The organism is Frigoribacterium sp. Leaf186, assembly GCF_001423905.1.
In the GTDB taxonomy this organism is placed as follows: domain Bacteria; phylum Actinomycetota; class Actinomycetes; order Actinomycetales; family Microbacteriaceae; genus Frigoribacterium.
Window position 1 is genome coordinate 546,167 of sequence record NZ_LMPQ01000001.1, and the last position, 15,045, is coordinate 561,211.

Annotated in this window: 14 protein-coding genes; all 14 read right to left on the reverse strand. The window is 70.5% G+C overall.

Going from position 1 to position 15,045, the window contains the following annotated elements; translation table 11 throughout:
• On the reverse strand, positions 1 to 956 hold a 956-nt coding region (nusA, locus tag ASG05_RS02530), incomplete at its 3' end, for a transcription termination factor NusA (RefSeq protein ID WP_056258286.1).
• A gap of 164 nt (positions 957 to 1,120) precedes the next feature.
• Positions 1,121 to 2,881, reverse strand: coding sequence for a proline--tRNA ligase (locus ASG05_RS02535; protein ID WP_056256954.1), 1,761 nt, complete (start codon positions 2,879 to 2,881; stop codon positions 1,121 to 1,123).
• 26 nt (positions 2,882 to 2,907) lie between these two features.
• Positions 2,908 to 3,741, reverse strand: a complete 834-nt coding sequence (locus tag ASG05_RS02540) for a hypothetical protein (RefSeq protein ID WP_056256957.1) — start codon at positions 3,739 to 3,741, stop codon at positions 2,908 to 2,910.
• Positions 3,738 to 4,832, reverse strand: coding sequence for a vWA domain-containing protein (locus tag ASG05_RS02545; RefSeq protein ID WP_056256960.1), 1,095 nt, complete (start codon positions 4,830 to 4,832; stop codon positions 3,738 to 3,740). Before ASG05_RS02545 ends, ASG05_RS02540 begins: the two co-directional genes overlap by 4 nt.
• Positions 4,829 to 5,827 (reverse strand): VWA domain-containing protein, encoded by a 999-nt coding sequence (locus ASG05_RS02550; RefSeq protein WP_056256963.1) that lies wholly within the window; start codon positions 5,825 to 5,827, stop codon positions 4,829 to 4,831. Before ASG05_RS02550 ends, ASG05_RS02545 begins: the two co-directional genes overlap by 4 nt.
• Positions 5,818 to 6,300 (reverse strand): hypothetical protein, encoded by a 483-nt coding sequence (locus ASG05_RS02555; protein ID WP_056256966.1) that lies wholly within the window; start codon positions 6,298 to 6,300, stop codon positions 5,818 to 5,820. The genes ASG05_RS02550 and ASG05_RS02555 overlap by 10 nt, the downstream gene beginning before the upstream one ends.
• Entirely contained in the window at positions 6,287 to 7,174 is an 888-nt protein-coding gene (locus tag ASG05_RS02560; RefSeq protein ID WP_056256969.1) for a DUF58 domain-containing protein, read from the reverse strand. Before ASG05_RS02560 ends, ASG05_RS02555 begins: the two co-directional genes overlap by 14 nt.
• Before the next feature lie 5 nt (positions 7,175 to 7,179).
• Positions 7,180 to 8,211, reverse strand: a complete 1,032-nt coding sequence (locus ASG05_RS02565; RefSeq protein ID WP_157490022.1) for a MoxR family ATPase — start codon at positions 8,209 to 8,211, stop codon at positions 7,180 to 7,182.
• A gap of 56 nt (positions 8,212 to 8,267) precedes the next feature.
• Positions 8,268 to 8,927, reverse strand: a complete 660-nt coding sequence (locus ASG05_RS02570) for a methionine ABC transporter permease (protein ID WP_056256971.1) — start codon at positions 8,925 to 8,927, stop codon at positions 8,268 to 8,270.
• 1 nt (position 8,928) lies between these two features.
• Positions 8,929 to 10,017 carry a methionine ABC transporter ATP-binding protein gene (locus ASG05_RS02575; protein ID WP_082486243.1) on the reverse strand — a complete coding sequence of 363 codons (1,089 nt, stop codon included), beginning with the start codon at positions 10,015 to 10,017 and terminating at the stop codon, positions 8,929 to 8,931.
• 83 nt (positions 10,018 to 10,100) lie between these two features.
• Positions 10,101 to 11,024 carry a MetQ/NlpA family ABC transporter substrate-binding protein gene (locus ASG05_RS02580; protein ID WP_056256974.1) on the reverse strand — a complete coding sequence of 308 codons (924 nt, stop codon included), beginning with the start codon at positions 11,022 to 11,024 and terminating at the stop codon, positions 10,101 to 10,103.
• Positions 11,025 to 11,256: 232 nt separating this feature from the next.
• Complete coding sequence (gene ispG / locus ASG05_RS02585; protein ID WP_171007237.1) at positions 11,257 to 12,405, reverse strand: flavodoxin-dependent (E)-4-hydroxy-3-methylbut-2-enyl-diphosphate synthase; 1,149 nt, start codon at positions 12,403 to 12,405, stop codon at positions 11,257 to 11,259.
• A gap of 81 nt (positions 12,406 to 12,486) precedes the next feature.
• Entirely contained in the window at positions 12,487 to 13,818 is a 1,332-nt protein-coding gene (locus tag ASG05_RS02590; protein WP_200936685.1) for an RIP metalloprotease, read from the reverse strand.
• A 111-nt stretch (positions 13,819 to 13,929) separates the two neighbouring features.
• The gene (dxr, locus tag ASG05_RS02595; protein WP_056256978.1) at positions 13,930 to 15,006 is read right to left on the reverse strand and encodes a 1-deoxy-D-xylulose-5-phosphate reductoisomerase; all 1,077 of its coding nucleotides are present in this window, start codon (positions 15,004 to 15,006) and stop codon (positions 13,930 to 13,932) included.
• Between the last annotated feature and the right edge of the window lie 39 nt (positions 15,007 to 15,045).

Here is a 15,045-nt window from a genome sequence, read left to right on the forward strand (position 1 = left end):
TCGATCCGCGCGCCCGTGAGCTTCGCGGCGAGGCGGGCGTTCTGCCCCTCCTTGCCGATCGCGAGCGACAGCTGGTAGTCGGGCACGAGGGCCCGGACGGCCTTGGTCGAGGCGTCGATCACGAAGGCCGACGAGACCTTGGCGGGCGACAGGGCGCTGGCCACGAAGGTGGGGAGGTCGCTCGAGTAGTCGACGATGTCGATCTTCTCGTCGTTCAGCTCGGTGGTGACGGCGCGCACCCGCTGCCCCATCTCACCGATGCAGGCGCCCTTGGCGTTGACGCCGGGCTCGGTCGCGCGGACGGCCATCTTGGTGCGGTGGCCGGCCTCGCGAGCCAGGGAGACGATCTCGACAACCCCGCTGGCGATCTCGGGCACCTCGAGTGCGAACAGCTTGCGCACGAGCGAGGGGTGGGTGCGCGAGACGGTGATCTGCGGCCCCTTCGTGCCCTTGCTGACGCCGGTCACGTACACGCGGATGCGCGAGCCGTGGTCGTACTTCTCGCCCGGCACCTGCTCTTCGGGGGGCAGGATCGCCTCGACCGTTCCGAGGTCGACGTGGATCATGCGGGGGTTCGGCCCCTGCTGGATGACGCCCGCGACGATGTCGCCTTCGCGCCCCTTGAACTGACCGAGCACCTTGTCGTCGCCGATGTCGCGGAGGCGCTGGTTGATGACCTGCTTGGCCGCGAAGGCCGCGATGCGGCCGAAGTCGCTCGGGCTGTCGACGGACTCGCCGACGACCTCGCCCTCGTCGTCACGCTCGATGGCGAACACGGAAACGTGGCCGGTCTTGCGGTCGAGTTCGACGCGAGCAGCCGGGATGCGACTCTCGGGCTGGTTCGTGTGCTTGAGGTAGGCCGTCAAGATGGCCTGCTCGATGATGCGCACGAGTTCGTCGAAGGGGATTTCACGCTCGCGCTCCATGAGACGCAGCACGCTCAGGTCGATGTCCACTGAGGGCCTCCACTGTTCAGATCTGCAGGCTGCACGCACGATGGCGCGCGCAGCATCCTTCTACGGTACCCGAGAGCGAGGTGCCCGGCGGACCGTCCGTGGGGTCGGCACCGCGCCTCCTGCGGGGTCGACGAGGTCGAGCCGAGGAGGCGCGGCGCCGGCGGTCAGGACGCCCGCGGAGCCGTGAGGGTCGCGACGGCCTCGGCCACGGGGACCGGGCTGCGTTCGCCGGTGCGGCGGTCCCAGAGCTCGACGACGCCCTCGCCGGCCGACCGGCCGACGACGACGATCTGCGGCACGCCGAGCAGTTCGGCGTCGCCGAACTTGACGCCCGGCGAGACCTTGGGACGGTCGTCGTAGAGCACGTCGAGACGGTGGGCCTCGAGGTCGGCGGTGAGCTTCTCGGCGACCTCGTAGACGACGGGGTCCTTGCCGGTGGCGACCACGTGGACGTCGAACGGCGCGACGTTGGCGGGCCAGACCAGGCCCTTGTCGTCGTTGTTCGCCTCGGCGATGACCGCGAGGATGCGGGTCACGCCGATGCCGTACGAGCCCATCGTCACCGTGACCTGCTTGCCGTTCTCGTCGAGCACCTTGAGCCCGAGGGCCTCGGCGTACTTGCGACCGAGCTGGAAGACGTGGCCGATCTCCATGCCACGGGCCGTCTCGATCGGGCCGGACCCGTCGGGCGCGAGGTCGCCCTCGCGGACCTGGGCGGCCTCGATGGTGCCGTCGGCGGTGAAGTCGCGACCCATGACGAGGTCGGCGACGTGCACGCCCTTCTCGTTCGCCCCGGTGACCCAGGCCGAACCCTCGACCACGCGCGGGTCGACGAAGTAGCGGATGCCCGAGTCGGACTCGCTGCCGAGCACCTGCGGGCCGAGGTAGCCGCGCACGAGGACGGGGTTCTTCGCGAAGTCGGCGTCACCCGCGGCCTCGACCTCCGCCGGGGCGAAGGCGACCTCGAGCCGCTTCATGTCGACCTCGCGGTCACCGGGCAGCCCCACGACCACGAGTTCGCGGGTGCCGTCGAGGTGGCTGAGCGCCACCACGACGTTCTTCAGCGTGTCGGCGGCCGTCCACGCGGCGCCGTCCCGGGGCTCGTGCGCCTCGAGCTGCGCCACCAACGAGTCGATCGTCGGGGTGTCGGCAGGAGCCAGGCGACGCGCGGGGGCGAGCCCCTCGATCGGCACGGCGTCGGGCACGATCGTCGTGAAGGCCTCGACGTTGGCCGTGTAGCCGCCGGCCGACCGGACGAAGGTGTCCTCGCCGATGGCGGTGGGGTGCAGGAACTCCTCGCTGCGCGAGCCGCCCATCGCCCCGGCGTCGGCCTTGACGATGACGTACTCGAGGCCGAGGCGGGTGAAGATGCGCTCGTAGGCGTCGCGCTGCTTCTGGTAGCTGTCGTCGAGGCCGGCGTCGGACGCGTCGAACGAGTAGGCGTCCTTCATGGTGAACTCGCGACCGCGCAGCAGGCCGGCGCGGGGGCGGGCCTCGTCACGGTACTTGTCCTGGATCTGGAAGAGCGTCAGGGGCAGGTCTTTGTACGACGAGTAGAGGTCTTTCACCAGGAGGGTGAAGGCTTCTTCGTGCGTGGGGGCCAGGAGGTAGTCGGCGTCCTTGCGGTCCTTCAGGCGGAACATGCCCTCGCCGTACTCGGTCCAGCGACCGGTGGCCTCGTAGGGCTCACGCGGCAACAGCGCGGGGAAGTGCACCTCTTGAGCGCCCGCAGCCTGCATCTCGTCGCGGATGACGGCCTCGATCTTGGCCTTGACGCGCAGGCCGAGCGGCAGCCAGGCGAAGACGCCCGGCGCCTGACGACGGATGTACCCGGCGCGGACGAGCAGCCGGTGGCTGGTCACCTCGGCGTCGGAGGGGTCTTCTCGGAGTGTGCGGACGAAGAGCTGGGAGAGACGTGTGGACACCCGTCCAGCTTAGGGGCGCGCCCGACTCACCACGGCTTGCCGTCGTAGTCGCCCGGGTTCTGCTCGTAGTACCGGTCGCGATCGGTGTCTTGCTGTTGCTGCTGCTGGCTCTGCTCGCCCTGCTGCTGCAACTGGTCGAGGGGGTCGTCGGACGGGGCCTGCCCCTGGCCCTCGCCGGGCTCGTCTCCCCCGGCACCGGGGTCGCTGCCGTCGCCGCCCGGCTGCTGCTCGTCACCCTGACCGCCCTGGGCCTGGTCGCCCTTCTCGTCGAGCCGCTGCTGGGCGTCGTCGAGCGGCTGCGAGGTGTCGGGCTGCCGGGGGTCCTCCGGCGGCTGGAAGCACCCTTCCGGGGCGCCGTCGATGGTCTTCTGACCGAGTTCGTAGAGGGCCTCGGCGTCGGCGTACCTCAGCTCGAGCAGCGCGGCGTCGCCCTGGGCCTCGATCGTGAGCACGAGGTTGACCCGGATGACGCACGAGATCGTCGCGTCGTCGGGGGCCAGGTCGAGGGCCGTGACGAACTCGCCCCGCGCCACGTCGAGCACGCCGATCTGCGCGTAGGCGGTGCCACGGTCGAAGTGGTGCACCCACGGTTCGACCACGTTGGCGACGCCCAGCGGCTCGCTGAGGGACGCGCTGCGCTCGAACTCACGGTCGCCGTACGACCACTGCGTCAGGGCGGCGAAGACGGGCAGGCTGAGCAGCTTGAGCGCGACGAGCAGCACGACCAGGACGGCCGGAGCCGACCAGAGCAGCAGCCGACGCCGCAGGCGCTTGCGGTACTGCTCGACGCTCGGCCCGGCCTCGGCCTCGTGGGCCCGGCGGATCTCGTCGACGGGCGGGGGCACGAGGGTGTCGGTCACGAGTGCGCTCCTCTCTCGGGCCGGTGGCCGACACCGGCCGGCGTCGACCCGCGCCCGCTCGCGCGTCCGGGGCGCGTCGGCCGGGACGGCCGGACCTCGCCGAGGGCCCGGGCGACGAGGGCGACGTCGAGCAGCAGCAGCAGGAAGGCCGGGATCGCGGCGATCCAGTAGAGGTCGATCAGGCTGTCGGCGCGACCCTCGTCGGAGGCGACGGCACCGTCGCGGGCGTCCGCGACCGCCGCGTCGACGGACGTGTCGGCCGTGCGGTGGACGTACGGCACGCCGAGCTGGTCGGCGATGCGCCGCAGGGCGTCCTCGTCGATGACCGAGACGGCGTCGGGGTCACCCGGCTGCGTGCGGTCCTGGATGTACTCCTTCGTCGAGTACTCGTCGCCGTAACCGTCGAACACGCGCATCTTCCCCCCCTGCTCGGTGCCGTACCCGAAGACCGCCCCGCCGTCGACGTCGCCGGCCGAGGCCGCGAAGCTCTCGGGCTCGGTGTCGCTGGTCTGCTCGCCGTCACCGAAGTAGTAGACGACGTTCGCGCGCTCCGGTGCGTTCTGCCGGGCCTCGGTGAGACGTTCGGCCAGCAGGTCGTTCGCCTCGCTGATGGAGCTGCCGCTCGAGTAGTAGGTGACTTCTTGGTTCATGGCGTCCGCGGCGGCCACCACGGCCGAGGCGTCGTCGGTCAGGGGCGTCCGCAGCACGGCGGTGCTGTCGAACGAGAGCAACGAGAAGCGGGCACCGGCCAGCTGCGAGGTGACCTCGGCGATGTCCGCCCTGACTCCGTCGAGGCGCCGCTGGCCGTCGCCCCAGTCTTCTGCCGCGATGCTCGAGGTGGTGTCGACGACGAAGAAGACGTTGAGCTGCGCGACCGACGCCTGGGCGGAACCACCGGGCAGGCTCGGCCGGACCGCCACGACCAGCAGCAGGGCGACGACGACGAAGCGGCGCACCCAGGTGAGCAGGGCACGACGACGGTGCCGTTCGGCGACGACCCGCCAGCCGGTGAAGCCGAGCAACGCGGCGGCGGCCACGATCACCAGCCACCAGGGCAGGACCGGCTGGAACACCAGAGCCCCGGCGATCACAGTCGCACCCGCCAGAGCAGGACGAGCCCACCCATCGCCACGATCAGCGCTGCGATCGCGAGTGCCTGGGGGTGGTCGGTCACGACGAGTCGGCGGGCTCCGGTGAACAGCCCGGCCTCGCGGGCGTCGATCTCGTCGACGATCTGGGGCACCGTCGTCGAGTCGTCGAGGGCGTAGTAGCCGCCGTCCGTCGACTCGGACGCTGCGCGGAGCTCGGCGGCGACCTGGTCGGCCACGGCGTCGGTGCCGTGGTCGGCGGGGTTGACGGCGTACACCCGGACGTCGCGCTCGGCCGCCAGGTCGGCCGCCTCGGTCAGGGTGAGCAGGGCCTTGCCGTTGACGTAGTTGTCGGTCGCGAGCACGACCGACTTGGGCCGCGTGCCGTCGTCGTCGCCGAAGCCGAGCACGCACGAGGCCAGGCCGTCGCCGATGAGGGACGCGCCCTCGCCGCGGTCGGTGCCCGTCCAGTAGCGGGTGCCGTTCTCGCCCATCGTGTCGAACGAGTCACGGTACTGCTCGAGCTGGGTGCGGACGAAGTCGTAGTCGTCGGTGAGCGGGAAGGCCTGGACGGCCGAGCTGTCGAAGAGGTAGAGCCCGATGCGTTCACCGTCGAGGCCCTGGGCGAGCGACGAGAACGTGTCGACGATCTGCGAGTCGACCTCGGTCATCGAGCCGGAGACGTCGAGGCAGAGCATGATGTCGCGCTTGTACGACTGCGGCTCGACGACGTCGGTGCTCGACACCCGGGCGGCGAGCAGCACGCTGATGCCGGTCAGCGCCACCATCGCGACGAGCACGACGCCGAGGGCCGCACGGTACCGCCGGACGATGCGCTGGTAGGCGGGCAGGGACGTCAGTCGCTCCCCGTGCGCGACGGGGACGCCGAGCCGACGGAGGCGCGCGAGGTCTCGGCGCCTCCACCGCACGTAGAGCCAGGCCGCCAGTGCCACGACCGCCAGTGCGGCCAGTGGCAGCCACCAGAAGATCAGCCCCATGACGACACCAGGTCTCTCGCGGTGGCGACGGCACGAGCCGTGTCACCCGGTTCTTCGAGCCGGAAGGCCGGCGGGTAGTACTGCTCGACGGCCCCGGCGAGCCGGGGCAGGTTCGACTCGCGGAGGTCGGCCAGGGTCATCACGTGGGTGTCGACCCCGTTGGTCTCGTGGGCGAAGAACCGCAACAACAGGCTGAGCCGCGAGTGCACCCCGCGGTCGTTGAGCCGACCCGACGTCGCCGCGGTCTCGACCTCGTCGATCAGGGCCAGGTACTTGGCCTTGGTGTCGGCGAGGTCCGCCGGCCTCGACGCCGCGAGGGCCGCCCGCTGGGCGGGCGGCAGCCGCCGGGCCGAGAACCGGAAGACGAAGACGTACCAGCCGACCACGAGGGCGAGTCCCACCAGGCCGAGGACGAGCCAGAGCACCCAGAGCGGGTACTGGTAGGGCCCGAAGAAGTCGTCAGCGCCCGACACGACGGTGCTTCTCGATCAGGGCGAACAGGCCGGGCACGACCTCGGCCTGGCTGCCGAGTCGCTGGCTGCTGATGCCGAGGGCCAGCAGCTCTCGCTCGGTGTCGCCGACGCGTCGGACGGACGTGTCGTCGAACTCGCGCCTCAGTTCGGCGTTCTCGCGGAGGTACGCCGGCAGGCCGGACATCTCGCTCACGTCGAACACCTCGCCGGCGTGACCGGCTCGCGTCATGAGGTCGGCGTCGCCGACGGTCAGCCAGATCACCTCGTGTTGGGCCCGCAGGCGACGCAGCAGACGGGTGATGCGCTCGTCGATCGCCACGTCGTCGGTCACGACCAACAGCATCGACCGTCGGCGGATGCCCCGCGCGACCCACTCGAGGACCTGGGCCAGGTCGCTCGTGGGAGCGTCGAGGTCGACACGCCGGTCGACCTGACGCAAGAGGGTCTCGAGGTGCGCCTCGGTCGCACCGGCGGGGTGGGCGCGCGTGCCGGACGAGTCGCCGGCCACGAGCGACACGACGTCGCCGTGCTTCGCCGCGATGTAGGCCAGCGCACCGGCGGCCATCAGCGCGATGTCTTTCTTGGACTCCCCACTCGTGGCCGTCGCCGCCATGTTGCGCCCGGTGTCCATCACGAGGACGAGGTTCTGCCGCCGGCTGGCGATGTAGCGCTTGACGAGGGGCTCGCCGTGTCGTGCCGTGGCCTTCCAGTCGATGTCTTTGACCTCGTCGCCGGGCACGTAGGCCCGGAGGTCGTCGAAGTCGTGACTGCGGCCGTGGTGCACCGAGGCGTAGCCCCCCTCGAGCAGGTCGATGGTGCGTCGGTGGGCGAAGAGGCCCATCTTGGTCCGCACGCGCAACAGCAGGCTGGCCACCGGCGTCAGGGGGTCTGGACGGCGCCGAAGACGGCGTCGATGATCGTCTCGGGCGCGACCTCGTCGGCAGTCGCCTCGTAGTTCAGGATCAGGCGGTGGCGCAACACGGAGTGCCGCAGGTGCTTCACGTCTTCGGGGATGACGTAGTCGCGGCCGTGCAACAGGGCGAGGGCTCGCGCCGCCTGCATGAAGGCGATGCTGGCCCGGGGGCTGGCGCCGAACTCGACGTAGTCGGCGAGGGTGGCGGGGATGTACTGCTGCGGGTGCCGCGTGACGTAGATGAGCTGGACGATGTAGTTCACGATCGACGCGTCGACGTAGACGCGCTTGGCCAGGTCTTGCAGGTAGACGACGTCGCCCAGCCCGACACCGGTCGACGGCGCGGTGGCCTCGTCGTAGACGCCGCTCTCGATGCGGCGGATGATCTCGGCCTCTTCGGCCGGCGAGGGGTAGTCGAGGATCTCTTTGAGCAGGAACCGGTCGAGCTGCGCCTCGGGCAGCTGGTAGGTGCCCTCTTGTTCGATCGGGTTCTGCGTCGCGAGCACGAGGAACGGCGAGGGCAACGGGTAGACCGTGCCGCCGATCGTCGTCTGCCGCTCTTGCATCGCCTCGAGCATGGCGCTCTGCGTCTTGGCGCTCGACCGGTTGATCTCGTCGAGCAGGACGAAGTTCGAGTGGACCGGACCGAGCTGGGTCACGAAGGTCGACTTCTGGGCGTCGTAGATCTGGGTGCCCGTGATGTCGCTCGGCAGCAGGTCGGGGGTGCACTGGATGCGCCGGAAGCTCGCGTCGATCGACTGCGCGATGGTCTGGGCGGCGGTCGTCTTCGCCAGGCCGGGGACGCTCTCGAGGAGGACGTGACCGCCGGTGATCAAGGCGACCAGCAGGGTGTCGCGGAGGGCGGTCTGACCGACGACCTTGCGGGCGAACGCCTGCGAGACCGCCCCGACGATCTGCCGTGCCCGTTCGAGCTCGGCGGGCGTCACGGGGGCCGGAGCCGGCGGCGGGGTCTGGCTGGCGGTGGCGGTGTCGGTCACGCGCCCCACTGTAAACCAGTCCCCCGACAGCGTCGGCTCGCCCGACCGCGGGGTCGTCAGCGCCGCAGCGCCCGCCTCGCGAGCCAGTTGCCGAGGAACTGCACCAGCTGCACCAGGACGATGATCAGCAGCACGGCCGCCCAGGTCACCACCGGGTCGAACTGCCGGTAGCCGTACAGCAGCGCGAAGTTCCCGAGACCGCCACCGCCGATGTAGCCGGCCACCGCCGACATGTCGACCAGTGCGACGAAGATGAACGTGTAGCCGAGCACCAGCGGGCCGAGGGCCTCGGGCAGCAGCACCGTGCCGATGATGCGGACGGGGCCGGCTCCGGCAGCGCGCGCGGCCTCGATGACGCCCGGCTGGACGGTGAGGAGGTTCTGCTCGACGATGCGCGAGATGGCGAACGACGCCGCGAGCGAGAGGGTGAAGATGATCGCCGGGTTGCCGCTGCCCGAGCCGATCACGAACCTCGCCAGCGGTTGGGCCGCGGCCAGGAAGATGATGAACGGGATGGGGCGGAACACGTTCACGACCACGTTGAGGACGCCGTAGACGGCGCGGTTCGCGAAGAGCGCCCCGCCCCGCGTCAGGTAGAGCGCCAGGCCGAGCACGAGCCCGCCGATGCCGCCGAAGAGCAGCGTCAGGGCGACGATGTACACGGTCTCGACGGCCGCCTGCCAGAGCATGGGTTGCAGTTCGATCAGGGAGTCCATGTCAGCGTCCTTCCGTCGTGGAGGTCGAGGTGGGCGCGGGTGCGGGTGCGGACGCGGCCGCACCCGACGCGGGCAGCTCGGTCGCGGTGGCGCCGAGTTCGGCGAGCGCGGCTCGCACCGCCGCGGCGTCGCCCGTGACGGCGAGGGTCAGGGTGCCGAAGGTGCGCCCCTGGATGTCGTTGACTCCCCCGAAGACGATCTCGAACGACAGGCCGTGACGGGCGAGCAGGGCGAAGACGTCGCGCTGGTCGACGCCGCCCTCGGCGATGCGCACCGACACGAGGGTGCCCTCGTGACGGGCCCGCAACGCCTCGAGCTCGTCGCCGTGGGGCGTGCCCGCGATGACGGTCGAGACGAACCGCTTGGTCGACGCCTGCTGCGGGTCGGAGAAGACCTCGAAGGTCGGGCCGGTCTCGACGACCCGGCCGGAGTCCATCACGGCCACCCGGTCGGCGATCGACTTGATGACGTCCATCTCGTGGGTGATCACCACGATCGTGATGCCCAGCTCGGCGTTGACGCGTTTGAGCAGGGCCAGCACCTCGCTCGTCGTCTCGGGGTCGAGCGCGCTCGTGGCCTCGTCGGCCAGCAGGATGCGCGGGTTCGTGGCGAGGGCGCGGGCGATGCCGACTCGCTGCTTCTGACCGCCCGAGAGCTGGTCGGGGCGGGCGTGGGCCTTGTCGCCGAGACCGACGAAGTGCAGCAGGTCGCTGATGCGACGCTGGTGCTCGGCCTTCGGCACGCCGGCCGCCTTGAGGGGGAACTCGACGTTGCCCCAGACCGTCTTCGACGAGAAGAGGTTGAACTGCTGGAAGATCATGCCGATGCCGGCGCGCACGCCGCGCAGCTCGCGCTCTCGCAACCCGGTGATCTCGCGGCCGTCGATCTCGATGCGGCCGCTCGTGGTGGGCTCGAGGGCGTTCACGAGACGCACCAGGGTGCTCTTGCCCGCGCCCGAGTAGCCGATGATGCCGAAGATCTCGCCCTCGGCGATCTCGAGGCTCACGCCGTCGACCGCGGTCAGCGGGGCGGCGCCCTTCTCTCGGGGCGGGTACGTCTTGACGACGTCGGTCAGGGTGATGGCGGGCACGCGTTCTCCTCGGCACGGGCGGAGGCCCGGACCACGTGCGTCGTTCTGCGCGCGATCCGGGCCGGGGTGGGCGACCTGGTGGGTCAGCCGTTCTGTTCGACGAGCTTCTCGGTCTCGGTCAGCGACTCCTCGAGGTCGCTCACGGGGATCTTCGTGATGATCGCCGTTCCGCCCGAGTTGTCGACGACGCCGTCGGTGACGGCCTTGGTGTCCTGGTAGATCTGGACGAGCTTCGCGTACGTGGCGTCGTCCTTGTCCTCCGCGCGGGCGGCGAAGACGTTGGCGTAGGGCACCGACGACGGGTCGTTCGGGTCGTCCTGGGCGATGACGTCGTCGGTCGACAGGCCGGCCTTCGTCGCGAAGTCGTTGTTGATGATGGCGCCGGCGTAGTCGGGCAGCGACGTCGCGGCGAGGTCGGCGCTCACCGTGGCGACCTTCACCTTCGACTTCGACTCGTCGATGTCGTTGACGCCCGAGAAGATGCTGCCGCCGTCCTTCAGCGAGACCAGGCCGTTCGACTGCAGCACGAGCAGGGCGCGGGCCAGGTTGCTCGAGTCGTCGGGGATCGCGATGGTGTCGCCCTTCTGGAACTCGCTCAGCTCGGTGTACGTCGACGAGTACAGCGGCAGCGGGTAGATGGCCGTCGAACCGATCGGCACGATGTCGTTGCCCGAGGCCACGTCGTACTGCGCGAGGTAGACGATGTGCTGGAACTGGTTCAGGTCGATCTCGCCGTCGGCGAGGGCGGGGTTCGGCTGCTCGTAGTCCGAGTAGTCGACCAGGTCGACGGTGATGCCCTCGTCGGCCGCGGCCTGGACGAAGTCGGCCCAGTACGGGTCGCTCGCGCCGACGACGCCGATGCGGACGGTCTCGTCGTCGCCTCCGCCTCGGGTGACGCCGATGGCGATGCCGACGGCGGCGAGCACGACGACGATCGCGACGACGATGGCGATGAGTCGACCGGGGCCCTTCTTGGGGGCGTCGATCAGGGGGGCGCTGCTGGTCATGGGGTCCTCTCGGGGCGCTGCGGGGGCACCGCTCGGTGGTGGGCCGAGGCTGTCGCGGTGCGTCGTCCATGCTGGCGGACGCCCCGGGCCGCGTCACATCGGCGCGTCACACGACGACACACGCCCCCGACCAGCCCCGGGCACCGACGCGACCACGCACGGGAGGCGCGGTGCGAGAGATCTCGCATCGCGCCTCCTGAAGGGGGCCGCGTGGTCCCCGGGGTGACCCGGGTCAGACGGTGACGACCTCGGGCGAGCCGAGCTCGCCGGGGGGCATCTCGGCCGCGAGGCGGTTGGCCTCGTCGATGAGGGTCTGGACGATCTCGGACTCGGGGACGGTCTTGATGACCTCGCCCTTGACGAAGATCTGCCCCTTGCCGTTGCCGGAGGCGACGCCGAGGTCGGCCTCACGGGCCTCGCCCGGGCCGTTGACGACGCAGCCCATGACGGCGACGCGCAGGGGCACGGTCATGCCCTCGAGCCCGTCGGTGACGTCGTTGGCGAGCTTGTAGACGTCGACCTGGGCACGACCGCAGCTGGGGCAGCTGACGATCTCGAGCTTGCGCTCGCGCAGGTTGAGCGACTGCAGGATCTGCAGGCCGACCTTGACCTCTTGGGCGGGAGGCGCGCTGAGGCTGACCCGGATCGTGTCGCCGATGCCCTCGCTCAGCAAGATGCCGAAGGCCGTCGCCGACTTGATGGTGCCCTGGAACTCGGGGCCGGCCTCGGTGACGCCGAGGTGCAGGGGCCAGTCGCCGCGCTCGGCGAGCTGGCGGTAGGCCTTGACCATGACGATCGGGTCGTTGTGCTTGACCGAGATCTTGAAGTCGTGGAAGTCGTGCTCTTCGAAGAGCGAGGCCTCCCACACGGCAGACTCGACGAGCGCCTCGGGCGTGGCCTTGCCGTACTTCTGCAGGATGCTCGGCTCGAGCGAACCGGCGTTGACGCCGATGCGGATCGACACGCCGGCCGCCTTCGCCGCCGCGGCGATCTTGCCGACCTGGTCGTCGAACTTGCGGATGTTGCCCGGGTTGACCCGCACGGCCGCGCAGCCGGCGTCGATCGCCTGGTAGACGTAGTTGGGCTGGAAGTGGATGTCGGCGATGACCGGGATCTGGCTCTTCTTCGCGATGATCGGAAGGGCCTCGGCGTCGTCGCGGCTCGGCACGGCGACGCGCACGATGTCGCACCCGCTGGCCGTGAGCTCGGCGATCTGCTGGAGGGTCGCGTTGATGTTGGGCGTCGGGGTCGTGGTCATCGACTGGACGCTGACGGGGGCGTCGCCACCCACGAGCACCTTGCCGACCTTGATCTGCCGCGTCTTGCGGCGCGGGGCGAGGACTTCGGGGACCTTCGGCATTCCGAGATTGACTGCTGGCACGGGTGCCATCGTAAACCTCGGCGCTGGATGGCGGGTGACCGGCTGTCGACGAGTTGCCGGGGGTGTCAGCCGAAGACGGCGTCAGCCGAAGATGTTGATCGGGTTGACGATGTCGGCGTACGTGAGCAGGACGGTCATGCCGCCGAGCAGGATGACGACCGCGAAGGTCACGGGGATGGCCTTGGCCGTGTCGACGGGCCCCGGGTCGGGTCGGCGGAACAGCTTGGCGACGCCGCGGCGGACGGCCTCGATCAGCGCACCGGCCACGTGGCCCCCGTCGAGCGGCATGAGCGGCACGAGGTTGAAGACGAACAGTGCGACGTTGAGGCTCGCGAGCAATCCGACGAGCGTGCTGACGCGGTCGACCACCGGGATGGTGTCGAGGCTCGCGATCTCGCCCGCCATGCGTCCGACGCCGACGACGCTGACCGGACCGTTCGGGTCGCGTTCGGCACCGCCGAACGCCGCCTGTGCGACCCCGACGAGGCGCTGCGGCAGGCTGACGATGACCCCGGCCACGTGCGCGACGTTGTCGCCCACGGCCGGCAGCACGGCAGTGACCGGCTGGCGCACCTTCTCGTAGGCGAAGCCGATGCCGACGAAGCCGACCTCCTGGGTCTGCGAAGTGCCGTCGGGGTTCGTCGCGACGGCGCCGCTCGAGGTCGTCACGTACCGCTCGGACAACGCCGGCGTCACCTGCAGCGTGCGCTCGGTGTCGTCGCGGTCGACCACGACGTCGAGGGTCTCGCCGGGCGACCGCTGCAGGATGCTCGTGATCTGGTCGCCGTCGGTGACCGTCGTGCCGTCGATCGAGACGATGCGGTCGCCGTTCAGCATGCCGGCGGCGTAGGCGGGGGCCTCGGCCGCGTCCGCCGGGCAACTGGTCTCGGTCGACCCGGCGGGCAGCACACAGGTGCTGACGCTGCCGACGGTCGTGCTCGCCTGCTGCACCCCGAAGCCGCAGAGCAGCACGGCGAAGAGGGCGATCGCGATCAGCAGGTTCATGAAGGGCCCGCCGAGCATGATGATCACCCGCTTGTGCACGGGGAGGCGGTAGAAGGTGCGCGACTCGTCACCCTCGTCGACCGTCTCGGCACTGGCCGTGCGGGCGTCCTGCACGAGGGTGTTGAAGAAGCCGGTGCTCGACTGTCGCGCGCCTCCTCCGGCCTTGCCCGGGGGGAACATGCCCGACATCGAGATGTAGCCACCGAGCGGCAGGGCCTTGACGCCGTACTCGGTCTCGCCCTTCTTCCGTGAGAAGATCGTCGGCCCGAAGCCGATCATGTACTGGCCGACCTTCACGCCGAACTTCTTCGCCGGCACGAGGTGGCCCACCTCGTGCAGGGCGATCGACACGGCCAACCCGACGACCAGGACCAGGACGCCGAGCACGAAGAGGAGGATCGTCTGCACCGGGCAAGGGTAACCGCCCCTGGCCGGACGTCCACCGCGCCGACGCCATGACGACGCTGGGAGCCCCGAACTGGGGCGGCCCGACGATGGGGGCCGTCCACTGCGGCCGCCTCAGCGGGCCAGCAGCGCGTCCGCCTCGGCCCGGGCCCAGCGCTCGGCGTCGAGCACTCCCTCGAGGCTGCTCTCGCCCGCGGTGTGCCGGTCGACGACGGCGTCGACCACGTCGAGGATGTCGAGGTAGCCGACCCGGCCGGCGTGGAACGCCAGGACGGCCTGCTCGTTCGCCGCGTTGAACACGGCCGGGTACGTGCCACCGGCCCGTCCGACCTGCTTCGCGAGCCGGACGGCCGGGAAGGCCTCGTCGTCGAGCGGTTCGAAGGTCCACGAGGAGGCGCGGGTCCAGTCGAGCGGGGCGCCCACGCCCTCGACGCGGTCCGGCCACGCGAGCCCCAGCGAGATCGGCAGACGCATGTCGGGCGGCGAGGCCTGCGCGATGGTCGAGCCGTCGACGAACTCGACCATGGAGTGGACGATCGACTGCGGGTGCACAGTGACGTCGATGTGGTCGTAGTCGACGTCGAAGAGCAGGTGCGCCTCGATCACCTCGAGCCCCTTGTTGACCAGGGTCGACGAGTTCGTCGTGACGACGAGGCCCATGTCCCACGTCGGATGCGCCAGGGCCTCCCGAGGCGTGACGTCGGCGAGCGAGTCGCGGGTGCGGCCACGGAACGGCCCGCCCGACGCGGTCAGGACGAGCCGACGCACCTCGCGCTCGGCCCCCGACCGCAGGGCCTGCGCGATCGCGGAGTGCTCGGAGTCGACGGGCACGATCTGCCCGGGGGCGGCCCGCTGCTTCACGAGGTCGCCGCCGACGATGAGGCTCTCCTTGTTGGCGAGGGCGAGTGACGCGCCCGAGTCGAGGGCCGCGAGCGTCGGGGCGAGCCCGACCGACCCGGTGATCCCGTTCAGCACGACGTCGGCCCGGACGTCCCTGACGAGCTGGACCGATTCGTCCGTGCCGAGGGCCGTGTGCTCGACGCCGAACTCGGCCGCCTGTGCGGCGACGCCCTCGCGGTCGGAGCCGGCCGAGAGGCCGACGACCTCGAACAGGTCGGGGTGGGCCCGGACGACGTCGAGGGCCTGCACCCCGATCGAACCGGTGGAACCGAGGATGGTGATGCGGCGCATGGGGTCAGCCTAGGGCGGTCACGTCGGGCCGGGGCGACC

Bases quoted from the DNA above. Each gene is read 5' to 3' on its own strand.
- ASG05_RS02550 (WP_056256963.1), bottom strand. From the start codon at position 5,827: ATGGGGCTGATCTTCTGGTGGCTGCCACTGGCCGCACTGGCGGTCGTG.
- ASG05_RS02570 (WP_056256971.1), bottom strand. From the start codon at position 8,927: ATGGACTCCCTGATCGAACTGCAACCCATGCTCTGGCAGGCGGCCGTC.
- ASG05_RS02580 (WP_056256974.1), bottom strand. From the start codon at position 11,024: ATGACCAGCAGCGCCCCCCTGATCGACGCCCCCAAGAAGGGCCCCGGT.
- dxr (WP_056256978.1), bottom strand. From the start codon at position 15,006: ATGCGCCGCATCACCATCCTCGGTTCCACCGGTTCGATCGGGGTGCAG.